Genomic DNA, 23,620 nt, shown 5'->3' on the forward strand with positions numbered 1-23,620 from the left:
CTCTCACTCCTTTCCTAATTGTGGTTTAATCACTGCTTCAAATAGTTTCTCTGCATCATCAGGAGAAACCGCCAATACTTCTTCATTCGGTCCCATAACAGAGACCGCCTCCGTGCAATGACCTAAACAAAAAGCAGCTCTTAATTCCAACACTTCTTGTAGCTGATGCTTTTCAATCAGCGATTGAAAAATCTGAATCACTTCATACGATCCTTTCAAATGGCATGAACTTCCCACACAAATTTTAATCGTTTTCACCCTCAATACTCCTCTCCAAAATAAATTCCTGTTTAACTTTATTCCTAACGACTCTTTCATAGTCTATCAATATTTTAATAATCAGACTTAACATTTAAGCTCTTTGGATACTAAGACAAACTATAGGGGAACCAACCCTCTCACCAAGAGTCATCCTATACCGTTTAAAAAACCAGTTAAACGTTTTTCAATTGTGAAAAACTTATCTAGACTTATATATTAACCCTCAAATACAACGAAAAAAAGATAGAATCTTGAAACGATCCTATCTCTTTTTTTGCGCTTTTCTCTTAGAAAAGCATATTTCCCGACAACTTCTGCAACCCCTTTCAATCGACAAACTATTTCCCGACATTATTCTCATTCGCCAGCAAACGACCTTTATTTCCCGACATAATTTTCAGTGCAAACTATTTCCTGATTTTGAAATAAAAAAAGCATGAGATAAACTCATGCTCATTGATCGAGTAAGCCATAGGTTAAAATATAATCTTCTAATACCCAATCATTTTCATAAATTTCAGAAGCCACCTCTACGCCAACATAACGCAGATGCCAAGGTTGATAAGTATATCCCACTTCTGCTTCACGATTCTCTGGATATCTAATAATAAATCCAAATTCATGAGCATGTTCTAACACCCATTTTCCTTCTTCAGTTTTAGCAAAATCAACCGATAAACTTTGATTGACACTATCACTCGTAACATCAATTGCTAATCCTAATTGATGTTCACTATGTCCAGGTCTCATACTAATTTTTTCTGCATATTCCATTCCCATTTCATACAGATCTTGTTCATAATTTTTTTTCTGTGTTTCATAGGAAATGTAACCTGACCGTAATAAAAGCTCAATCCCTTCCTCTTTTGCCGCTTCAAAGAGTTTTTCAGTGGCATCTGCTGCATCACGGCGTAAATAGTTCGTACCAGTCAATGCAAAGGTCGAAAGTGTAACATCTAATGGAACAAAATCAGTCGGCACATACGTTGCCTCTAATTGATAGTTTTTATTAACAAGTGCTAGCAGTTGATTTGGATTTGGAGTTGAAACAATCGCTTCATAAAAATTTGATTTAACATTTGGATATTTAGCATATTGAAGGGCATACGTAATCGAATGTCCACTATTTAAGACTTCATCATAAATTTCAAAATTAGCCGAACTAAAACTACTAGCAGTCATGAGTTCTAGTGTTTGAGATGGATTTAAATCGGTATCAATTAACGCTTTTAAATCAGTTAATTCACAGCTCGTATATAAGACCTCAATCTCCTCTGCTTGATATCCTTTTTGTTTTAGGGCTGGGAATATGGTATTTTGATATTCATCCACCTGAGCTATTGTTTCATTTATTCCAATTTGAGGATACCTTTTTTCATAGCTTACATACTCTAATAACGTATATAAATCATTTCCTGTTTCTTTGGCAAAGCTTAAAATACTATTTAAGGTTGTGATATCACCTGTTTTAATATATTGACTAAAGTTTGGTGACTGAAACCACATGTCAATCGTTGTTTCATCATAACCATTCTGAAGTAAAGTTGGAACAAAAACATGTTCAAAAAAAGAAGCCACGTACACAACTTCAGTTGCTTCTAACTCGGGATATTTTTCTTTTAAATCAACATATTCATCGTAGCAGTCATAATTAAAGTTTTTCACAAAAAGATAATCGAGTAGTTCTTCACTGCTTCTTTTATCTCTTATAATCTTATCAATCATCTCTGAATTTTCATTACGCAATTGAGTAATCACTTCTTTTGAGTACCCCAATCGTTCTAATTGCATCTCATCACTCATCATATGAGAATAAAATGTAAAGCCTATACCTAATAATGAAATTAATGCAATCACGACACATAATTTTTGCATATTTTAACGCACCCCTTTTTATATTCCATCCTATTATGTCCAGAGATAACCAAAATAAACCTAATATTTAACAATTTCCAAATTTAATTCAAATTAGTTCTTTGTCTTATGGTTATAATTGGGGATTTGTCTAGAAACAAAGCCTAGTTTAAGCATAAATTAATAATGTACCTAGGAGGTAAAAGAATAGTTTCATCCATTCAACTGCCTCCCATGTTCAGAAACGAGCATGGAGTGAGATTTTAAGAAATCTCCAACATCCTTTGAATTGCTGGGACCTCCTAAAGCTCATTTAACCACAACATAAGTTTGAAATAGACTAAGTGTGAAGGTTGCGAAAGCAGAAAAAATAAATGAGATGGCATAAGGTTAAATCCTACGTGCTCATACAATGGAAAATCAGCAGCGAAGCTCCGAATAGGAGAACGTTCAACGACTATCCCTATAAGGGAGTACACTACAAGCGATGGGTAGTGGAAGCGGAGGACATCCTCAAACTAGGATGATGATATAGTCTACACTCATATGAAAGTATGAGAGACCTATCCTTAGGTCACATAGAAGTAGCGCCTCTATGTTAATATATTCTTAAATTAAGGTGAGCTTATGAGTTCTGAAACTACTCGAACAATTAAATATAGTCCTGTTGCTGATACGCTTAGATTCATCAATCGTCTACAACAGGCTGCTACTCCAACAGATAGTAGCATCTTACGATATAACAATCTTATTTTAGGTGAAGCGTCTAAAGCTAATACAAGACCCTTTATTTTATATCTACCAAATGGAGAACCATTTAAATTAGCCACTCTTCCCGACTCTGGTCTTCAATCCGCTTCACTGTTTAGAGTCGAAGATGTCAATGAAAATAGTGCAACGATTAGAGCGTTGGCTTATAATTCAAATGCTAACTCAAATCATAGTAATGATGCTCGAGATATGAGTGATTCAGATGGTTTTAGACACATTAACACAATAAACGACGACCTCAATGTTTTTGAAAGACAAGGGCTAACTTCGATAAGTTTGATTCCTACCAAAACATTGTGTACCGTTGACTTAAACTCTTTCATAGCAATTCAATGCTTAGAAGATGTCTATGTACCACTAGATGATAACAATCTTTAATGATGGCGTATGGATGGTGTTGTTTAATCACAGCACCTTTTCTTTTATGCTAAAAAGGGAAAACCTCCCTTACAAACAGATTAGATGGGATGTTCTCATCTTACCCGCTTATAAAAGAGGTCCTAAATCGTTACATATGTAAGATTCTAATCCCTTCAATAGATGAAATTGGAATTTCTTCCACTTTATTCATCAAATTATCAATACTAACCGTTGTTTCATTTGCTAAATTCAAAATTCCAGACTTAAGTGTTCCATCTTTTTTGACGATTTGTACAATTGGGGCTTTCATCGAAGTGGGACGATTGGTTAAATCACGGATGAACAATAATAATTCCCGTTGCTTTTCATCCATTGGTTCGACTGTTTCTTCTACCTCATCATCAGAGTTGTCGACATCTACCTCCTGTTTCTCCTCTAACCCTTCTCCATTTATTACTTCTTTACTTAACGTCTCAGTCGCTTTTGCATCAACTTCTACTTCTTCACCTAACGTATTAGTCGCTTTTGCATCAACTTCTATTTCTTCACTTACCATATTAGTTACTGGCACTTTAACCTCTACCGCTTCAGTATGTGTGTTAGTCTCAGAGGAATCCACTTCTATCTCTTCAATCGTAATATTGTTTTCATCATCAAATCCCTCTGTTTCTTCAACTTTAACATTATTCATTAAACCAACTGTTTCCTCTTGCTCTTGAAGATGATCATCTGTTTCATCGACTAAAATATCGACGCGTTCATACTCATCATCTTCTACTTCATCACTCACTTGTAATTTTTCGACCTTTTTAGCACTTTCATCGTGAGAAACTGTAAACTGATCAAAATCAAAAAAATCTGTACTTGCATAATTATGAACATAATCAGGATTTGATACATTATTTGGTTTTTCTGTAGGGGTTTTAAAATAACTTTGCTCACTGACAAAACATCCTAGATAACCAGTATCCACAAATAATAACGGTTCTTTTTCGACTTTTTTAGGCATTTTAATCCTCCTCTTTCGTTCGTCATAATATAACTTATGCACATTTTAGGTTTAGGTGAATCGCTCTCCTATTCGACTTCATGAGAAATGATAAGTTTTAAATAATCCAAACATTTTACTACATTTACTTATCAATCTTGTTATTATCTGATAGAATGAACATATAGCTTTTAAAGTCAGGTGATTAAATGAAAGATATTTTAAATAAATTTAAGATTTTATTTTATAATCCAATTATTGTCTATTTACTTCTTATTATCGGAATTAGTCTGGTTGCCATTACTTCCTCTGCACCGTTGACTGAAATCCAGTACGGAGCATCAGATTATGCCATGAGGCAAGGATTGTTTTATGGCATTGGATTTATCCTAACCTTTATCATCATCATCATTGGAACGGATCGAATTCGAGCTTTGAGATGGTGGTTATATGGATTTGTAATGATTTTACTATTCGGACTTTTTATTCACGAAAAAGGCATTATGAATGTTCCGTTTGCTAAAAATATTAATGGGGCAACCTGCTGGTACATCTTACCTGGTATCGGAACTTTACAGCCATCAGAATTTATGAAAATTGCGCTCGCACTCGTTGTAGCCGATATCATTCAAAAACACAACGAGTTTTATCCCCATTTAAAGCGTACCGTCAAAACAGATTTTTTACTTCTTCTAAAAATTGGAGCAGCTATTGTGCCACCAGCTTTTTTAATTTTTGAACAGCCGGATTCTGGTGTTACGATGATTATTTTATTCTTCGTCGCACTCATGATTTTTTCTTCAGGAATTAAGTGGCGATATATCTTTATCGTTGGTTCAATCGCTATGGTCGGTATTACAATCTTTATTCTAGCAGTCGGAGTTTTCCCAGACTTTTTAACAAATGTTCTTGGAATTCAAGCTTATAAATTAAGTCGTTTCTTTGGATGGTTTGATCCATTTGGAACGATTCAAGGAGCAGGAAACCAATTAGCAAAAGGATTACTTGCCATTGGATCGGGTCATCTAATTGGAAACGGATTCCAAAGCTTAACCACTTACTTCCCTGAAGCCCACACTGATTTCATTTTTGCCGTTATCGGAATGGACTTTGGATTAATTGGAACTTTAATTACGGTGATTTTATGTGGTTTATTTGATTTTGAAATTCTCAATACGGCAACACTGAATCGTGGTCATTACAATAGTTACTTATGCGTTGGAATTTTTGGAATGTTATTCTTCCAACAAATTCAAAATATTGGGATGACGATTGGGATGCTTCCCATTACAGGGGTAACGCTTCCGTTTATCAGTTATGGGGGAAGTTCATTACTCTCTTATATGATTTTATTTGGTCTCATTTTAAGTAGTCATATTGAAGGAATGAAATTAAAGCACTCTGAAGTAGATTACCACGAACGGACACTTTACTTAAAAACAAAAGCTTATATTAAAGATAATGCAAAAGTCGATTAGAAAAGGACATTTCCCAATTGGGAGATGTCCTTTTCTTATCTTTAATAAACGAGACACTGCGATACTTTTAAGAAATAAACATGACAACTTACTTTTTTAGTTGGGAATATTTCTTTAATCGCTTTAGAATAGTATTTCATTTGTGTTTCGTATCTTTGTTTTAGTTCTTGTTGTTGTACCTCAAAGTCACGAATATAGTCGGTTTTATAATCCACGATATAGACTTCATCTTCAAATTCTGCTAATAAGTCAATGACCCCTTGAAGTAAGATTTGAGACTGTTCATGCTCATCCACCTTTACTAACGTCATAAATGGAACCTCTTTTTTAACTGATAACGCTGTTATAATTTTTTCATAAAGAGGACTTTTAGTAAACTCTAGCACTTGCCCTAGATCAATTCGACTACTCATCTCCTCGGTCATCATTTCCTTTTCAATCACTCGTTCTTTGACTTGCTGTAAACTTTCTAACGTATGATTTTTCATCACCGGTAAATGCTGCATAAATTGATGCAATGCGGTTCCCGCTTCAGCTCCACTAATTTTCTTTTCTCTCATAAATGATGGCCGATCATAAGCCACTTGTGGTCTAAGCTCAGGAATCCCTTTAAACATAGGTGTTTCCTCAGCCAGTTTGCGCTGTGAAACAGATTGCTTTGCGTTAATCTCAACTAGTTCCTGATGCTCATAACGCGTTGAAAAAATTTTTTCAAAATCAATAACAGGGGGTTGTTTAGCTAATGACTCTTCTACCTTCATCGATTGTTCAAGCTCCTGTTGTTGGGAGAATATTTCTATTTTCCATGAACTAGCATCTTCTAAACAAGTCGGTGTTACCCCTAAATAGGTCGCCACGATCTCTTGGTTATCTGGATGCTTTAAAATAGCTGGTAAAATCCAATCAGCATAATTAACTGCTTTTAATCGATACGAATCTGGTAACCTCACACCCGATTCAGTGATGACTTCTTTTAAAGAAGCGAGCTTTTTCTCAACCTCAAAAACTCCTGTAAATAAAAGCTTAGATTTAGCACGTGTCATGGCCACATATAAAAGACGCATTTCTTCTGCTAACATTTCTCGATGAATGAGGCTTGCTACCACATTTTGAGCAATTGTTTTTTGAGTAAAGCTTAACTGCGAATCAATGTACTTGACTGCTACTCCATACTTTTTATGTAAAATATAATTTCCTTTTTCGTCCTGAACATTAAATTTCTTTTGAATTTGAGAAATAAACACAACAGGAAATTCAAGCCCTTTTGATTTATGAATAGACATAATTCGAACAACATCTTCATTCGCTGTGACCGTTTTAGCTTTTCCAAAATGTTTTCCAAGAGCTTGCATTCGATCGATATAATTAACAAATCCATATAAACCTTTTTTAGTGCTCGACTCATAATGGCGTGCCTTATCGACAAAAACATCTAAATTTGCCTTTCTTAAATAACCATGTGGAAGTCCCATCACAAACTCATAATAAAGCGTTTGTTCATAAATAAGGGTGATCAAACTTGCTAGCGATTGTGTTTTCGCTTCGAAACGCCAACGTTCTAATATCTCAACAAAACGCTTTGTTTTTTGTTTTAAAAACTCATCCTCTCCGTGATTTTGATAAAATTGGACGAGTTCATAAAAGGATGAAGCTTTACTTGAAACTTTGATGAGTGACAATTCACGCTCATTAAAGAAAAATAACGGTGATCGCATCAGGCCAACCAAAGGAATATCTTGATAAGGGTTATCAATGACTTTTAAACAAGAAACCATATTAATAATTTCAATTGAATCAAACAAATCGGTATTTTGTTCGGTAAACAGCGGAATATGATATTGACGAAAAACATCTTGAAACGTTGTCACACTGCTTAACGATCGCATTAAAATCACAATATCTTGATAAGTTAAAAGACGCATGCGACCTAATTTTCGATCATATACTTCTTGTTTAGAATCCATCCAACGCTTAATTGTTCTCGCAATGTGATGCGCTTCAAGTTCAACGGTACTTAAATCCGTTTCATCATCTGTGACTTGCAATTTATCAATCAAATGTACTTCATTTTGGTTAAATGGATCATTCACTTCACCTAACACGCCAAGTCGAAGCATTGCCGCTTCATCATAATTAATTTCACCCACCGGCTCATCCATTAACTGCTTAAAAATATAATTCGTTGAATCAATCACTTGCTGATGAGAACGATAGTTTTTCATTAAATCAATTTTATGACCTTTTCCATTTCCATCAGAGAACATCGTATATTTTCCTTGAAAAATACTTGGTTCTGCGAGTCGGAATCGATAAATCGACTGCTTGACATCCCCTACCATGAAAATTGGAATTTCAGGTGACTTAATCTTGGCAATCGCCTGAACAATCGATTCTTGCATGAAATTAGTATCTTGATACTCATCAATCATAATCTCCTTAAATTGAGCATGAATATCAAATGCTACCGCAGTTGCTTGTCCATCTTGGATTAACAACCGAAGCGTATACCACTCTAAATCAGAAAAATCAAGTAATTGTCGTTTTAATTTCGCTTCGCTAAAACGCTCATGAAATAGAAGAACCATTTTCGCTAATGCTTCTACCACTTCTTGACTCTTTTTAAAATGAATCAAATGCGTTTCATTCGAGTACGTTAAATATTTTTCCTTTATTTTCTCAATTCGTTTTTTAAAAGAATCACGCGCCTCTTTACAAATCGTGTTCATCTCTTCATCAAAATCTTTCTTAGGTGCTGAAGGAAATCTCGAAAGCGTTGTATTCATAAAAGCCTCGCGTAGCGCTTCATATGATGAGTTCATGGCATCCTTTAAACGATTGACATACTCTAAATCTTGAAAATATACATCTGTTGCGTATTTATGTAATTTCTCCGTCATTTGTGAGTAAGTCGCATATTCTTTTGCTTTTTCTAAATCTAATACTGCTTCATTAAGACTTGGAGTTATGACTTTTAAAATTTTATCATAATGAATCCATGACATTAGATCTTGCTCATCCCACTGATATAGGTGAGGTAAATTCTCTAACCACTGAATCATTTCAGGATTAGAACGTGCCAATTCGTAAATTTTAAGTAACATGACTTTTAAATTCTCATCATTGCGATCATTATTAAACTGACGACTCAACAGCAAATAAGACTCATCCTCATCATCTGATAAGTCATCAAATAACGATTCAACCACCTCATCTTGAATAATCCCGACTTCAATATCATCGGCAATCTTAAACACAGGATCGAGTTCTAATAAATAATAGTAACGTTTAATTAACTTATTACAAAAGGCATGAAACGTTGAAATATGAGACTGAGAAATTTTATTTAATTGGACCTTTAAATGTTCATTATCTGGTTGCTTTTCTAACTCATCTTGAATGCGTGAACGCATACGTTGTTTCATTTCAGCAGCTGCTGCCTCTGTAAAGGTCATGACAAGTAATTCATCAATATTTAGTTTCTCTTGAATAATTTTTTGAATCATTCGTTCCACGAGTACAGCCGTTTTTCCTGAACCTGCCCCAGCTGAAATTAATAAATCTTCGCCTTTTCGATAAATAGCTTCCCATTGTTCATCATTCCAAGTCGCCTCCAGCGGTTTAATGGGTACTTGATTCATCTTGATCTCCTCCTTCCTCTAGTTGACATTTAATCGCCTCTAATGCATTTTCTTTTTTCATTTTAGCTAAGATACGTGGTTGATTTCCGAGAAAATCAATATCAAATTGGCACACCCCTCGATAAGAACAAAAATCACATGCTTTACGATCGCCATGATGACTTGGATTAATCTGAAGAGAACCTTGCGTAATTTTCGTCGCGGCACGTTCAATGGTTTGATTCGTATAATTTCGTAACATCGAAAGTTCAGCCGGAGATAACGTCGATGTCCCACGACTTGAAAAACTTCCATCTTTTTTTAGCGTAATAGGGACGACATCACTTTTTAAGCGATCCGTTATTCGATGATCACTGAGTGTCACCACGTCATAATCATCCGGTAAATAACCTTTCATTTTAAAATCCTCTTGATGTAGCCTTAATATTTGCTCTTCTAACGCCACATCTCTTAATAAATCTTGATCGTCTTTTGAAATAATGGGGCGATGAACATGGAAGTACAAGAGTCCTCCGACTTCTGCTGGCATGTCAATTAATTGCAGGGCATTCGTGACCACGACATCTAAATACGTTAATAGCTGTAAACTCAAACCATAATAGACCTTATCAAGCTCTAAATCTTGTTGACTCGATTTATAATCGACAATTCTTAAATAAGCTTGCGATTCATCTTTTGATTTAGCAACATCAACACGGTCAATAATTCCTTTTAATGATAATTTAAATCCTTTTCCAATCGGGCGTGAATCGATGTGAATTCCATTTGATTTTCCAGTTTGGAATGGCAACTCAAAAAACATCGGCTTAAACTCACTTTGGCTACTTTGATACTTGAGTCCAATTAACGTCTTATAAACAACATGAGTCAATCGCTCCGTTAACTTCATCATACGTTTATTTTGTTTTAAAATCTTATATAACAACTGTTCACTCAACTCATCTGACACCATTTTAGCAAGTGTCTGACACTCATCTTGCGTTAAATCAGCAAATGTTCGATTCTCCTTTTGAATCATTGTGGCAATGCGTTTTAATGCCTCATGATAAAGCTCACCAATATGCGGTAAATCAAGTTGATAACGTTCTCGATCTTTTAATTGTAATCCATAGCGTAAATAATGAGCGAATTCACACTGGTTAAACAACTCCAGTCTTGAAACACTCGCCACAATTTCTTCACTATAAAGTTTTTTCGTCAACACTTCATCTAAATTAGTTACCTCATTTTCATATCCTAAAATTCTCATAACCATTTGATAAATCAATGGATTATGTTCCTTGTAATACGCTAATAATGGTTCATAGTAAGAACGATACGCTGGATTTTGTTTGAGATGCGCTAATAAATGAGCAACTGATTGATTCAATGTCGTTAGTTGTTCATATAAATCGTCATCAAATTCACGACCAATGTGCGCCTCTTGTGAAAGCGGGAACATTTCTTTTAATTGATTATAAACGTATGAAGGTAAAAACTCTTTCCCTTCATCATTACTGCTCACATAAGAAAGTGTTAACGTTTGTTTAGGTGAGGTAAACACGGTATATAGGATAAACTGTTCATCTTGTTGACTTTGCTCAAGACTAGGTGCTAGTTCAATGCCTAACTCTTTTAATTGTTCACGTTCTACTTCACTTAAGAGACTACTCTCTCCCATAACACTCGGAATTTGCCCCTCATTCACGCCAAGAACAAACGCATGCTTAATTCCATACTGTCCTGCTTCACCTAAATCCGTAACTAATTGATAACGGGCACGTCTTAATTCGCCAACTGAAACTTGATCAAGTCGTGGTGGAACAGTCGCATAAGACATTTCTTCAAGTCCTGCTTTAAAGACCGTTGCAAAATTTTCTAGACTAACCGCTTCTTCTTGTCCAATTTCAACGAGTTGCTCAAATAGCTCAAGCACTTTATTCCAAACTTGTTGATGCTGTTTAAGTAACTTTAAATGCTGCGTCTCTTCAGCACTTGACTCAAGTAGTGCTAGCTTTTGTGGAATTTGGGCTTCTTCTAAGAAGGTAAAGGTCGCAACGGCAAACTCCTTATAGGTTTTAGCTTTTTTTAATTTTTTCTCAAATGATGTTAACAAACTAGAAATCTGCTTTTTTAAAGTATTTAATAAGTCTTCAACTGCTAAGTCATCATCCGTTTTCACATACCCTCTGCCAAGTCCTTGATACTTCTCATACACCCAATCATCTTTTTGTTGCCAGTCTTGTTTTTTAATCTGACGAGCTAAACAATAGTTTTCTAGCACATCAACTTGACGTTGATAAGCCTGAAACGCTTCGTAAAAGGATTGTTGTTTTTTTATCTGACTTACATCCATAAAAAGTCCCGTTTTAATGATCATAAACATCGATTCATGACGCCATCCATTCATCATGACATCAAAGACATGATAAAGTAACACCATTAGAGGGTGAATCAACATAGATTCTTTATAATCTAAAAAGACTGGAATCTCAAATTTAGGGAAAATAGAGGCAATCAGTTCTTGATACTCCTCTGATTGTGCCGTATAAATGGCAATATCATTAAATGCATAACCCTCTTTATGAATCAAGTGATGAATTCGTTTTGCTACTTCTTCAACTTCGAGTCGGCTATTCGCTGCTTGGAAAAAATGGACGCCTTTTGCTTCACTTTTAACCGTCGGAAACTGCATAAATTGTTTTTCTAGATGAGCTAAGGCAGTGTCTGATTTAAAACGATGATTCCCCTCTGTTAGTTCTTGAATTTCATAATTTAATCCCATTTCTTCTAGTTGCGAAGCTAATTTAGAATAGGTACGAGATGGCAAAGAAAAAACAGAGCTAGTTGAATTTAAATCATGTGTTAACACAATAGTGACAGATTTCGCGTACTTCATCAATTGCAATAAAATTAATTCTTCTTGCTTATTAAATAAATGATAGCCATCAATATAAAAATCACTATTAGCAATGGTTGAGGAATAAGCGATTTGCTCACTCAACAACGTATAATAATCTTCTGTCATCAAATATCGACCTAATGATAATTTTTCAAACTCATCATATAAAATAGCAATATCATTAATTTTTTTTACGGATTGAACCGACCAATTCGAAATCTCTTGTTGTGTTTGAATGGTTTGAAATAATTGATTCGGTGTCACACAATAATTTTTAAACTCCGCAATCATCTCACTTACTTTTGAAATGAAACCAGGTTTGTTTGCATAAAACGGAAATAATGATAGCTGATCTTTTTTTTCATTCATGACTTTTTGCAACAACAGCGCCAATCCAACTTGGTTCAAATGATAGCGACTCAAACCACCCGTTTCCTGTAAAATACGATATGCAAAACGATTAAAACTTAATCCCTGTACCCTCATTAAACTAGGATACTGACTTTGTTTTAAAAGTTGATATTCTAAATGAAACGTCATCTGATCAGGTGCAATAACAAAAATAGGATCTCCTTGTGGAAGCTCATCACAAGCTGCCTTAATTTCATTTAAAACAAGTCTTGTTTTTCCAACACCTGATCGCCCTAAAATAAAACGAATACTCATCTCTTTCACCTTCTTTAATTAAACTAATCAATCGATATCCTCTTTATTATGGCATCTTATTTAATGAAAGTCATTATTTAAAATAAAAAGACAACTCGTAAAAATGCGAGTTGTCTTGATTTATATCTAAAAGGCTTATTTTAAAGCGTCTTTTAAAGCTTTACCAGCTTTGAAAGCAGGATATTTGCTAGCTTCGATTTCGATTGTTTCTCCAGTATGTAAGTTACGTCCTTGACGTGCAGCACGCTCACGTACTTCAAACGTTCCGAATCCTACTAATGCTACTTTGTCATCTGCTTGTAACGCTTCAGTTACTGCTTCAATATAAGCACTTAAGAATTTATCTGCATCTTTTTTAGTTAACTCAGCTTTTTCAGCGATTTTATCTACTAATTGAGAACGGTTCATAAAAATCAATACCTCCTAAGACATTTCTTTGCAAGTAAAAGTTTACCACACCCGTTTTATGGTTGCAAACATTTATTTGAATATTTTGTTGAGACAACACTATTTTAGGCAATTTACTTCGCTTTTTTTCATCTAAATTAATATTTTATAAAAAATCGCTTCAAAAATGAGAAAAGCCTCTTTTGAAGTAAATCAATAAGAGACTTTTTCGGCTTATTTTAAAGCATAATGGCAATTAATCCACCATTACCTTGGTTTACAATTTTAATTAATGTATCTTGTAATTTAAAGCGTGCATTTTCTGGCATTGAATATAATTTTGCTGAAATACCATCGCGTACAATATCACTTAAACAACGACCAAAGATTTCAGTAGACCAGATTGCTAATGGATTATCAGCAGAATCTTTCATAATAAAGTCAATTAAATCTTTACTTTGTTGTTCTGTTCCGATGATTGGTTCAAATACTGACTCAACATCGACACGAATCATATGAATAGATGGTGCAATAGCTTTTAAACGAACTCCATAGCGTGCTCCTTGTTTTACAACGGTTGGCTCACTAAGTGTCATATCTTCGATTGATGGAGTTGCAATTCCATATCCAACTTGTTTAACCATCTTAAGTGCAGATGCAATAGGTTCATATTCCTTTTTAATATTTGCATAATCTTGTAATAAGAACATTAAATCTGCTTTATCTTTAATTGGTCCAACTAATTCTGTTAAAATTTGATCATATAATTGATCTGGAACCTTAATTTCAAGCTCTGCTAACCCTACACCAGCATCTAAAGCACTGATAAAACAATCCTCAACAATATCTTCTGCTTTTAATTCATCAGCTAAGTAATTAATATCACGAAGCTTGTAGAATTCATTTGTACTTTGATTAATTAATTTTAAGAAGCGTGCTTTTAACCAATTATCATCACTTAATGCATCAACCCAGCTTGGTAATTTAATATCAAGTTCTGAAACTGGGAATTCATATAAAGCCTCTGTTAAGACACTATAAATATCTTTTTTCGTCATATTTTCAACACTTAGAGGTAATACTGGAACACCATACTCATCTTGTAATTGATTTCTCAATTCTTGTACATCATCAGTTTTTGGATGAGTCGTATTTAAAATCACAATAAACGGTTTATTAATTGCCTTTAATTGTTCAATGACTAACTGTTCAGCCTCTAAGTAATCATCGCGATTAAAGTTTCCAATCGAACCATCCGTTGTCATAACGATTCCAATATGCGAGTGATCTTCAATAACTTTTTGTGTTCCGATTGCTGCTGCCTCTACAAATGGAATTGGTTCATCATACCATGGTGTATTCACCATACGTGGTCCTTCATCCGTTTCATATCCAATCGCACTTGGAATGACATATCCAACACAATCAATTAAGCGAATATTCGCACTTACCTCTCCTTCAACTGTTACATTAACAGCCTGTGCTGGAACAAATTTTGGTTCTGTTGTCATAATAGTTTTACCATTCGCACTTTGTGGTAATTCATCTATCATGCGTTTCTTTTCATTTTCATCTTCAACTAGTGGAATAACTAAAGATTCCATAAATTTCTTGATGAATGTTGATTTTCCTGTACGAACCGCCCCTACTACGCCGAGATAGAATTCGCCATTCGTACGAGCAAAGACGTCTCTCATCAGTTCATTTGTTTCCATATAGTAAACCTCCATTTTCACTTGTATTTTGTCAATATCAATGTATGATGCTTATCCCCTACTTTATGAGAGAATTTTGATAAAACTTTAATTTTTTTACTGTAGGCCTTATTAATCCATGGAATTATTGCCATAAAACTACACTAACAACAGTAAATGAAAGCGTAGCTTGTCTGTGTTTTCTTCGAATTATATGCAAGAGCTATCTCAATATATGATAACTTCTTTTAATTTGAAATAAAAAAATATCCTAGCTTTCGCTAGGACATTTACTCAAACCTTAAAATCAACCCTTTAATACATTTAGATTTCTCAATGATGATTACATCATCATTTTTAATAACTCATTCATATCTGTTGGAACTTCCCCGTTAATAATCATTTTAGTTAATTGATCTTCAATAGCAGGATCAACTTTTCGTCCAACCATTGCTGCTACACTTCCAATCAATGCTCGAACTTGTTGTTCATTTTTCAAATCCATTTGTGAAGCCTCAGATGCAATATTAAAAAGATCATCTTGCTTTACATTTACATCTTTCCCAAATTTCCCAAAAATATTATCAAACATATTAAAACCTCCTCAAGTCATTTTCAATATAGCATATGACTCAAGGAGGGAATTTGTCACTATTTAATTTAAAATTGTGATGATTTTTGCCTATTAATAAAATTCTGGCTTCATATCACGCATCATTAATTGTGAAATCGCAAGTGTTGGCTCTAGTTTATTAAAAATAACTTGATAAACCGTCTCAACGATTGGCATTTCAATTTGAAGTTCATGAGCTAATTCATAAGTTGCTTGACAAGTACGAACTCCTTCAACAACCATGGTCATACTATCAATTGCTTCTTGTAAATTTGATCCACTTCCTATTTTATAACCTGCCTGCCAGTTACGACTATGAACTGAAGTACACGTTACAATTAAGTCTCCTAGACCACTTAGACCACCAAATGTTTCTTCATTTGCTCCAACAGCAACACCTAATCGTTTAATTTCAACTAATCCACGTGTAATTAAGGCCGCTTTAGCATTATCACCATAACCAAGTCCAGCAATAATTCCAGCTGCTAATGCAATAACATTCTTAATTGAACCTCCAACCTCAACTCCAATTAAATCATCTACACGATAAACACGGAAATAATGATTATTGAACATTAGTTGGATTTCATTTGCTAATTCAACAACCGTGGAAGCACATGTCACAGTCGTTACAGCACGTTCAATTACTTCTTCAGCATGTGAAGGCCCTGATAAAGCAACAAATGCTACTAAATGATTAGCATTAATTTCCTCTTGAACAATCTCAGAAACACGTTTATGGGTTCCTGGTTCAATTCCTTTACTTGCATTAATAATAACAACTGGATGATCTAATACTTCGTTTATCTCTTTTAAAACTGCACGGATTACTTTAGTAGGGACTGATAATAAAATCATCTCAGCCTCTTTTAAAGCTTCACTTAAATTTGTTGTTCCCTTTAAATTGTCAGGTAACATAAGCTCCTTAAAAAATCGAGAATTGTGATGATTTTGATTGATATCATCAATAATTTCCTGATTTAAATCGTACAATTTAACATCATGTCCATTATCACATAGGACTTGTGCTAAAGCTGTTCCCCAACTTCCAGCTCCTACAACTGTGATTGATTTTGTCATCTTTATACCCTCCTAACGATTATTCATTAATCGCGTGTTCTGGCAATAATATGAATCGGTGTTCCTTCAAATCCAAAAGCTTGACGTAAACGATTTTCTAGATAACGTTTGTATGAGAAGTGTAATAATTCTGGATCATTAACGAAAATAACAAACGTCGGTGGTTGAATTGATACTTGTGTTGCATAGTAGATACGTAAACGTTGACCATTATGAGTTGGTGTTGGATTCATGGCTACTGCATCCATAATCACATCATTTAAAACATGAGTCACAACACGTTTTTTATGATTTTCAGCCGCTAAATTTAACGGTTCAAATAACGTATGTAGACGTTTTTTCGTTAAAGCAGATAAGAACACAATTGGAGCATAATCTAAGAATGACATTTCAGTACGGATTAATTCTTCCCAATCACGCATTGTTTTATCGTCTTTTTCAATAGCATCCCATTTATTTACAACAATCACAACCGCTTTTCCAGCTTCGTGTGCATATCCAGCGACACGTTTATCTTGTTCAATTAATCCTTTAGAAGCATCAATAACAATTAAACAAACATCACTACGTTCAATAGCACTTAAGGCACGTAAAACACTATATTTTTCAGTTGTTTCGTACACCTTACCACGCTTACGCATTCCGGCCGTATCGATTACAACATATTTTTGTCCATCTTTTGTAAATTCAGTATCAATTGCATCACGAGTCGTTCCAGCGATATCACTAACAATCACACGTTCTTCGCCTAACAAAGCATTTGTTAATGAAGATTTTCCCACGTTTGGACGTCCAATTAAACTAAATTTAATGACATCTTCTTCATAATCCATACCTTTTTTCTCTGGCATATTTAAAACGATTTGGTCTAACATATCACCAAATCCAATCCCATGAATTGCTGACGTTGCAATTGGATCTCCAAGACCTAGTGAATAAAATTCATAAATTTGTTCTTTAAAGTTGATATCATCAACTTTATTAACAATCAACACGACTGGTTTTTTTGTTTTATATAACATATTTGCTACTTCTTGATCGGCTTGAGTAATTCCATCACGAGCATTTGTAACAAATACAATAACATCTGCTTCATCCATTGCAATTTCAGCCTGATACTTAATTTGGCGCATGAATGGTTCATCACCAATTTCAATTCCACCTGTATCAATGACATTAAATTTGCGAGTTAACCATTCCCCGCTACTATAAATACGATCTCTTGTGATTCCAGGTTCATCTTCTACAATTGAAACACGTGAACCTACGATACGATTAAAAATAGTCGATTTTCCAACATTAGGACGACCAACGATTGCTACTACAGGTAATACCATGTTGCCACCTTCTTTCATCTTTACACATAACTAAGTCGTTAATATTATATTAGTTTTATAATGACTTAGTCAAATTTTACTTCATATTTGGTTTTGAAATAAAAAAAGGGGGGGATTTTCCCCTTTTTTATTATTTTAATAAGTTCTTTAAGGCATCTCCGAATAAGTCTCCAAGTGTTTCAGTTTCCGCTTGTTCCTGTTCTTTCATGTACTTATTAAACTCTTCACGTTCTGCATCTTCTTTAATACGACGAATGCTTAATTCAAGTTTTGCTTGTTTTGGTTCAAAACGCATCACTTTAACTTCAACAACTTCACCAACTGATAACACATCTTCTACACGATTAATTCGTTTTTCAGTAATTTGATTTGCCGGTAAGAAACCAATAACATCTTCTTCAATCGCAACAAATGCACCACGATCATTCATTGATTCCACTTTTCCTGTAATAACGTCTCCCACTTTTAAAGTTACCGTATTCCATGGATTTTCTTTCACAGCACGTAATGATAATCCCAAACGATGTTTTTTCACATCTAATGAAATAATTTTAACTTCTACTTCTTCATTAACTGATACTAAAGAGGCCAATTTTTTATTTGGATTCCAAGAAGCTTCAGTAAAATGACATAATCCCTCAATATATGGTGCTACCTTAATGAATGCCCCTAAATCAGTCATATTCGTCACTGTTCCACAAATGACATCTCCGACTTTATGACTAAATGTTTGCCATGGATCTTGCTCTACTTTTTTTAATGATAATCCAATACGATTATGTTTTTTATCTAATAAAATGATTCGCACTTGAACTTTTTGCCCTTCAGACACCACTTCTTCAAGTTTTGCTTTATGATCCCAAGAAAGTTCTGAAAGATGAACAAGTCCTTCTACCCCTTTAGCTAACTCAACAAATGCTCCAAATTCCGTTAAACGAACCACTGTTCCTTCTAACACTTCATTTTCATGATGAACTTGTACGAATTGTTCAAATGGTGTCGGTAAAACAGCTTTAATTGAAAGTTGAATTTTTGTTCCTTCTACTTTAATCACTTTCGCACTTACCTCTTGATTAACAGTTAAGGCGTCTTCTACCTTTTCAACTGGTAGATGAGAAATTTCTGAAATATGAACCAATCCTTCTAAAGCACCAAAACGAACAAATGCTCCAAATTTTTCAAGACGCACGACTTTTCCAGTCACGATATCTCCTACAGCTAAAGTAGAGTACTGATCTTCACGTGCCACTTTTAATTGCTCTGCCACGACAATTTTACGAGAGACTTTAATGCGTTTATTACGTGGATTGAATTCAACAATACGAACTAGCATTTTTTGCCCAACGTATTGTTCTAAATCTGTTACAAAATCGACATCTACCATGTTAGTTGGTAAAAAAGCATCCATTCCGATATTAACAATTAAACCACCTTTTACCGTGCGGATAACTCTCCCTTCTAATGTTTCACCTTTTTCATAAGCTACTTTTAAATCTTGGAAGCGTTGGTATTCAAGTAATGCACGACGAGATAATAAAATTTGCTCATCATCTACTTTTTTAGCCATTGCTTTAATAGTATCTCCAACTTTAACAACATCTTTAGCAGATTCTACTTTATCTAACGTTAATTCATTTAAATAAATAGTTCCTTCTGTTGCTCCACCAATATCTACTGTTACTTCTTGATTAGAGACACGAACCACAACACCCTCAACAATATCATTTACTGAAGGTAATGAAAAATTCGTAAATTCTAAAACATCATTCATTGTCATTTCTTCATGATCAACTTGATTAAACTGCTTCATTATTTTCCCCGCCCTTTGCAATGTTAATAATTGTATTAATAACTTCTTCAATTGTCATATATGAAGTATCAACCTCAATCGCATCTTCGGCCTTTAATAAAGGAGAATGTTTGCGAGTTGAGTCTAACTCATCACGTGTTTGAATTTCTTGTTTTAAACTTTCTAAATCACATGGAATATTTCGTTTAATATTTTCTTTATAACGACGTTCAGCACGAACTTCTACAGAAGCTGTCATAAAAATTTTATAATCTGCATCTGGTAAAACATTAGTCCCGATATCACGCCCATCCATTACAACATTTGCTGTTTTAGCATACTCAATTTGACGACGTTTTAATTCATCACGAACGACTTTATGGGCTGAAACCGCTGATACATTTTGAGAAACAATCGGTTGACGAATAGCCTCTGTCACATCAACGTCATCTAAATATACTTTTTTATCATTTGTTAATCGAATCGTTGTATCTTCTAACATTTTTTCAATTTTTTCTTCATCTTGTACGTCAATGTTCTGATTTAAGGCTTTTAATGTTACCGCACGGTACATTGCCCCGGTATCGATATAAACATACCCTAACATTTCTGCGACTTTTTGTGCAATTGTACTTTTACCTGCTGCTGCTGGTCCATCAATTGCAATTACTTTAGAACGAACCATAATATCACCTCGACTACCATTATTTTATCACAATGTTGAAAACTTAAACAACATCAAAATAGGCATCTTTGCCTTTAATTCATTTTATTTACAAAAATAAACTAAACAGTCTCTCAAATTTACAGACACCATTTAGTTTATTGTAAAATCATTATTTAAATAGGATGACCATCAGAATAACAAAGAGTATAAAAAATGTAATTCCAATATAAACTTTTAACCCTTTACTTAATAAATCTGATGTAGATTTCTCCCCTTTAGATTGATTGTGCTCTTCAGATTCTAAGTGCATATTCAAAGATTCTAACGCTAATTTGTTTTCTGAATAAAAAGCATTCAAATCTGCTTGTTTTAATTCGCCCGTTGGAATTTCTTTCTTTGTATCCTGTGATTGACATTGTTCCTTAAGCTGTTGAATCGTTTCTTCTAAATTCCCATTCCCCAAGTTAGCCTGATCTGAAATTTCAGACCAATCATGATTGTCTAAATCAATATCCGAATTAAAAATTAATTCTATATTTTTATTAAACACATCATCTTCATAATTTTTGTTAGAATTTTGCTCATTTTCAAGAATCTCACTAAAAATAGAACTCAGACATTCTTGATCAGTTTGAAATTTACGTAAACGAGAATAATCATGTTGAACTAAAGCATCTAGGTAATCTAAATCATCATCTAAATCCCCCGTTGTCATTTCATTTAGTTCATTGACGATTTCATCATAAGTTAATGACTCAGTAGTTTCTTCTAAATCATTAAGATTTAACTTTAATTCAGATGCAAAAAGTTCCTTTTCAAGTTGCTCCCATTCACTAAAATCCTCATTATTAATCATGGATGTAATTTTATTATAAGTCCGATTTCCATATCGATCACAAAGATTATTAATTAATTCTGACGAACGTTGAGTTAATCCTGACTTTGGTCCCATCTCATCGTTATCACTCATTGTCGTTGGCTCTTCATCAGATGAATGTTCATGGATGGTTAAAAAATTATGTAAATCAGATGAAAAACCATCGATCGTTTGATCTATTCCGGTTTCATAATTTGAAACTTTAGAATGAGATGGCGTTCTATCGTTTTCACGATGTCCAAAATATAATCTTCGTAATTCAGCATAATCCGCCTTATTTTCCACCTCACTCACACTCCTTCTTGACATTATTTTTATATGGATTCGATAAGAAAGTTATCGTTTTTTTTGGCTATTTGTAAAAAAATCAATAAGACTAGCTAATTATATCATAATTTTGTTTTAATTTGAGTATTAAATTTGAATTTTTTTATCTTTTCAGCTTATAATAATCTTGTAATTCTAAAGAATTATAAATAATATAATAAAATCCTTTGAAGGGGGACATAACTATGTCTAAATTTTCTATTGTATCAAAAGATGAATGCATCGCTTGTGGTGCCTGTGGAGCAGTAGCCCCAGATATTTTTGGGTATGATGATGAAGGTTATGCTGAAAACATCTTTGAAGGTGATGCAAATACTGGAACTAAAGAAATTGCTGACAACTTAGAAGCTGATTTAATCGATGCAGCTGAAGGATGTCCTACAGAAGCTATTAAAGTTCAAGACTCACCTTTCAATTAATCTTCCCAAAAATTGTATGTAATATACAAAAATTATGAAAAAAAATAAAAAAAGACTAGATAATCTAGTCTTTTTTTATTTTTAAAATTGACGCATCTTATTAAATTTTAATTTTTTCTTAACTTGTGTGCTATTCGCAGCTGTTAATAAGGTTTTAACTTCATGAGGTGTTAGAGGGCGAAATTCACCTGCAGCTAATCCCTGAACATCAATTGTTCCAAATTGTTCACGACGTAATTTTTTCACCGGGAATCCAATCGCATCAAACATTTTTTTAACTTGATGATAACGACCTTCATGAATCGTCAATCTAACAAGAGAGGACTGGTTCTTTTTATCAACTGAAACTAACGTAGCTGAAGCTGGTTTTGTTTTATATCCGTCAATTTCAATTCCTTTACCAAATGGCTTTAAATTTTCTGGTAATACAATTCCCTTGACACGTGCTAGATAAACTTTATCAATCTCACCACTCGGATGCATCATTTTATTGGCGAACTCACCGTCATTAGTCATTAATAAAACACCTGAAGTATCGTAATCTAAACGTCCAACTGGATAAACACGCTCTGAAACTCGATCAGCAAAGAAATCTGAAACCGTACGACGTCCTAACTCATCTGAGACAGTACTTACATATCCACGAGGCTTATGTAAAACATAATAAACTTTTTTCTCACGTTGAAGCGGAACTCCCTCTACTTCAATTTTTTCTTTACCTGTTACTTTTGTTCCTAGTTCACGTACCACTTTATCATTAACAGTTACTTTTCCATCAAGAATTAATTGCTCTGCCTTACGACGAGATGCAATTCCAGCTTGAGCAATAACTTTTTGTAATCGTTCCATCTTCTAATCTCCTCCAATCATGGATTAACGTAAATTCGACGATTTTCACGTAAATTTCATTTTACCTTTATTATTAGTAAAAATCAATCTTTAATCCTAGAGAGATTTGATTTTAAAATTTTAAAGCCCTCCAAATTAAATGAGGGCTTTTTTCTATCAAAATTCAAAAGAAAATAGACACAGCTAAAATGGATGCAGCAAACCCTATTAAATCGGCTGTTAATCCTAACTTCATCGCATGCTTCATCTCAGATAGCCCAACAGCTGCAAAATAAACTGTAATAATATAAATCGTCGTATCTGTACTACCCTGCATAACCGATGCCAATCTTCCTAAATAGGAATCCGGACCATGTATAGAGATTAAATCAGTCGTTACACTCAAAGCTGCCGATCCAGATAAGGGTCTTAAAATCATTAAAGGAAGGACATGCGCATCAACATGAATAAAATCAAGAACGGGTTGTAGGACGTTGGCAATCGCCTCCACAATACCAGAAGCTAAGAAAACTTTAATCCCAACAATCATTCCTACGATGTTTGGAACAAGTTGAATCGTCGTTTGCATCCCTTCTTTAGCACCTTCAACAAAATGGTCAAACGCCTTTGTATTATTAATGAATGCCGTTAAAAAAACAAGTAGCAAAAAAATAGGTAAAACATAACCACTAATCGCTGACATCC

18 protein-coding genes are annotated in these 23,620 nt (G+C 34.2%); 3 read left to right on the top strand and 15 right to left on the bottom strand.

Translation table 11 applies throughout. The annotated features are described in order from the left end of the window. Window positions 1–3: 3 nt before the first annotated feature. Window positions 4–258: a (2Fe-2S) ferredoxin domain-containing protein gene (locus tag HLK68_RS14360; RefSeq protein WP_006784033.1), complete on the bottom strand. Its 255-nt coding sequence runs from the start codon at window positions 256–258 to the stop codon at window positions 4–6. Between the two features lie 456 nt (window positions 259–714). After that, window positions 715–2,136: a M15 family metallopeptidase gene (locus HLK68_RS14365; RefSeq protein WP_055163599.1), complete on the bottom strand. Its 1,422-nt coding sequence runs from the start codon at window positions 2,134–2,136 to the stop codon at window positions 715–717. A 606-nt stretch (window positions 2,137–2,742) separates the two neighbouring features. On the opposite strand from HLK68_RS14365, the gene HLK68_RS14370 reads away from it, so the two are divergent. Then, entirely contained in the window at window positions 2,743–3,264 is a 522-nt protein-coding gene (locus HLK68_RS14370) for a CotY/CotZ family spore coat protein (RefSeq protein ID WP_006784031.1), read from the top strand. 130 nt (window positions 3,265–3,394) lie between these two features. Here the strand turns inward: HLK68_RS14370 and HLK68_RS14375 are convergent, their stop codons facing one another. Continuing rightward, window positions 3,395–4,255 carry a hypothetical protein gene (locus tag HLK68_RS14375; protein WP_132942608.1) on the bottom strand — a complete coding sequence of 287 codons (861 nt, stop codon included), beginning with the start codon at window positions 4,253–4,255 and terminating at the stop codon, window positions 3,395–3,397. 188 nt (window positions 4,256–4,443) lie between these two features. Here HLK68_RS14375 and HLK68_RS14380 point away from each other — a divergent pair, with 188 nt between their 5' ends. Beyond that, on the top strand, window positions 4,444–5,712 hold the full coding sequence (locus HLK68_RS14380) for an FtsW/RodA/SpoVE family cell cycle protein (RefSeq protein ID WP_006784029.1): 1,269 nt from the start codon (window positions 4,444–4,446) through the stop codon (window positions 5,710–5,712). 41 nt (window positions 5,713–5,753) lie between these two features. Here HLK68_RS14380 and addA read toward each other — a convergent pair whose 3' ends face one another. The 10 genes from addA to HLK68_RS14430 all read right to left on the bottom strand — a co-directional run bounded on the left by addA (window position 5,754) and on the right by HLK68_RS14430 (window position 21,626). Next, window positions 5,754–9,350, bottom strand: a complete 3,597-nt coding sequence (gene addA / locus HLK68_RS14385; RefSeq protein WP_132942607.1) for a helicase-exonuclease AddAB subunit AddA — start codon at window positions 9,348–9,350, stop codon at window positions 5,754–5,756. After that, window positions 9,331–12,897, bottom strand: coding sequence for a helicase-exonuclease AddAB subunit AddB (gene addB / locus HLK68_RS14390; RefSeq protein WP_132942606.1), 3,567 nt, complete (start codon window positions 12,895–12,897; stop codon window positions 9,331–9,333). Before addB ends, addA begins: the two co-directional genes overlap by 20 nt. Window positions 12,898–13,032: 135 nt before the next feature. After that, window positions 13,033–13,305, bottom strand: coding sequence for an HU family DNA-binding protein (locus HLK68_RS14395; RefSeq protein ID WP_006784026.1), 273 nt, complete (start codon window positions 13,303–13,305; stop codon window positions 13,033–13,035). A 218-nt stretch (window positions 13,306–13,523) separates the two neighbouring features. Further along, entirely contained in the window at window positions 13,524–14,999 is a 1,476-nt protein-coding gene (gene spoIVA / locus HLK68_RS14400) for a stage IV sporulation protein A (RefSeq protein ID WP_006784025.1), read from the bottom strand. Window positions 15,000–15,321: 322 nt separating this feature from the next. Then, entirely contained in the window at window positions 15,322–15,570 is a 249-nt protein-coding gene (locus tag HLK68_RS14405; protein ID WP_006784024.1) for a stage VI sporulation protein F, read from the bottom strand. 93 nt (window positions 15,571–15,663) lie between these two features. Beyond that, window positions 15,664–16,671, bottom strand: a complete 1,008-nt coding sequence (locus HLK68_RS14410) for an NAD(P)H-dependent glycerol-3-phosphate dehydrogenase (protein ID WP_132942605.1) — start codon at window positions 16,669–16,671, stop codon at window positions 15,664–15,666. A gap of 26 nt (window positions 16,672–16,697) precedes the next feature. Beyond that, window positions 16,698–18,008, bottom strand: coding sequence for a ribosome biogenesis GTPase Der (gene der / locus HLK68_RS14415; protein ID WP_006784022.1), 1,311 nt, complete (start codon window positions 18,006–18,008; stop codon window positions 16,698–16,700). Window positions 18,009–18,138: 130 nt separating this feature from the next. Beyond that, window positions 18,139–19,818 carry a S1 RNA-binding domain-containing protein gene (locus HLK68_RS14420; protein ID WP_006784021.1) on the bottom strand — a complete coding sequence of 560 codons (1,680 nt, stop codon included), beginning with the start codon at window positions 19,816–19,818 and terminating at the stop codon, window positions 18,139–18,141. Continuing rightward, a complete protein-coding gene (gene cmk, locus HLK68_RS14425) occupies window positions 19,805–20,482 on the bottom strand; it encodes a (d)CMP kinase (protein WP_006784020.1) in 678 nt (225 codons plus the stop codon). The genes HLK68_RS14420 and cmk overlap by 14 nt, the downstream gene beginning before the upstream one ends. Window positions 20,483–20,633: 151 nt before the next feature. Next, entirely contained in the window at window positions 20,634–21,626 is a 993-nt protein-coding gene (locus tag HLK68_RS14430; protein WP_006784019.1) for a hypothetical protein, read from the bottom strand. A gap of 227 nt (window positions 21,627–21,853) precedes the next feature. Between HLK68_RS14430 and HLK68_RS14435 the strand changes: the two genes are divergently transcribed. Beyond that, window positions 21,854–22,087, top strand: a complete 234-nt coding sequence (locus HLK68_RS14435; RefSeq protein ID WP_006784018.1) for a ferredoxin — start codon at window positions 21,854–21,856, stop codon at window positions 22,085–22,087. Between the two features lie 81 nt (window positions 22,088–22,168). Here HLK68_RS14435 and HLK68_RS14440 read toward each other — a convergent pair whose 3' ends face one another. Further along, window positions 22,169–22,936, bottom strand: a complete 768-nt coding sequence (locus HLK68_RS14440) for a pseudouridine synthase (protein ID WP_132942604.1) — start codon at window positions 22,934–22,936, stop codon at window positions 22,169–22,171. Between the two features lie 163 nt (window positions 22,937–23,099). Beyond that, on the bottom strand, window positions 23,100–23,618 hold the full coding sequence (locus HLK68_RS14445; protein WP_006784543.1) for a spore maturation protein: 519 nt from the start codon (window positions 23,616–23,618) through the stop codon (window positions 23,100–23,102). Window positions 23,619–23,620 lie beyond the last annotated feature (2 nt).

This window comes from Turicibacter sanguinis (assembly GCF_013046825.1).
Lineage (GTDB): Bacteria > Bacillota_I > Bacilli_A > MOL361 > Turicibacteraceae > Turicibacter > Turicibacter sanguinis.

Coding starts and splice junctions, on each gene's coding strand:
- HLK68_RS14365 (WP_055163599.1), bottom strand. CDS start 2,136: ATGCAAAAATTATGTGTCGTGATTGCATTAATTTCATTATTAGGTATA.
- HLK68_RS14370 (WP_006784031.1), top strand. CDS start 2,743: ATGAGTTCTGAAACTACTCGAACAATTAAATATAGTCCTGTTGCTGAT.
- HLK68_RS14375 (WP_132942608.1), bottom strand. CDS start 4,255: ATGCCTAAAAAAGTCGAAAAAGAACCGTTATTATTTGTGGATACTGGT.
- HLK68_RS14380 (WP_006784029.1), top strand. CDS start 4,444: ATGAAAGATATTTTAAATAAATTTAAGATTTTATTTTATAATCCAATT.
- addA (WP_132942607.1), bottom strand. CDS start 9,350: ATGAATCAAGTACCCATTAAACCGCTGGAGGCGACTTGGAATGATGAA.
- addB (WP_132942606.1), bottom strand. CDS start 12,897: ATGAGTATTCGTTTTATTTTAGGGCGATCAGGTGTTGGAAAAACAAGA.
- HLK68_RS14395 (WP_006784026.1), bottom strand. CDS start 13,305: ATGAACCGTTCTCAATTAGTAGATAAAATCGCTGAAAAAGCTGAGTTA.
- spoIVA (WP_006784025.1), bottom strand. CDS start 14,999: ATGGAAACAAATGAACTGATGAGAGACGTCTTTGCTCGTACGAATGGC.
- HLK68_RS14405 (WP_006784024.1), bottom strand. CDS start 15,570: ATGTTTGATAATATTTTTGGGAAATTTGGGAAAGATGTAAATGTAAAG.
- HLK68_RS14410 (WP_132942605.1), bottom strand. CDS start 16,671: ATGACAAAATCAATCACAGTTGTAGGAGCTGGAAGTTGGGGAACAGCT.
- der (WP_006784022.1), bottom strand. CDS start 18,008: ATGGTATTACCTGTAGTAGCAATCGTTGGTCGTCCTAATGTTGGAAAA.
- HLK68_RS14420 (WP_006784021.1), bottom strand. CDS start 19,818: ATGAAGCAGTTTAATCAAGTTGATCATGAAGAAATGACAATGAATGAT.
- cmk (WP_006784020.1), bottom strand. CDS start 20,482: ATGGTTCGTTCTAAAGTAATTGCAATTGATGGACCAGCAGCAGCAGGT.
- HLK68_RS14435 (WP_006784018.1), top strand. CDS start 21,854: ATGTCTAAATTTTCTATTGTATCAAAAGATGAATGCATCGCTTGTGGT.
- HLK68_RS14440 (WP_132942604.1), bottom strand. CDS start 22,936: ATGGAACGATTACAAAAAGTTATTGCTCAAGCTGGAATTGCATCTCGT.
- HLK68_RS14445 (WP_006784543.1), bottom strand. CDS start 23,618: ATGTCAGCGATTAGTGGTTATGTTTTACCTATTTTTTTGCTACTTGTT.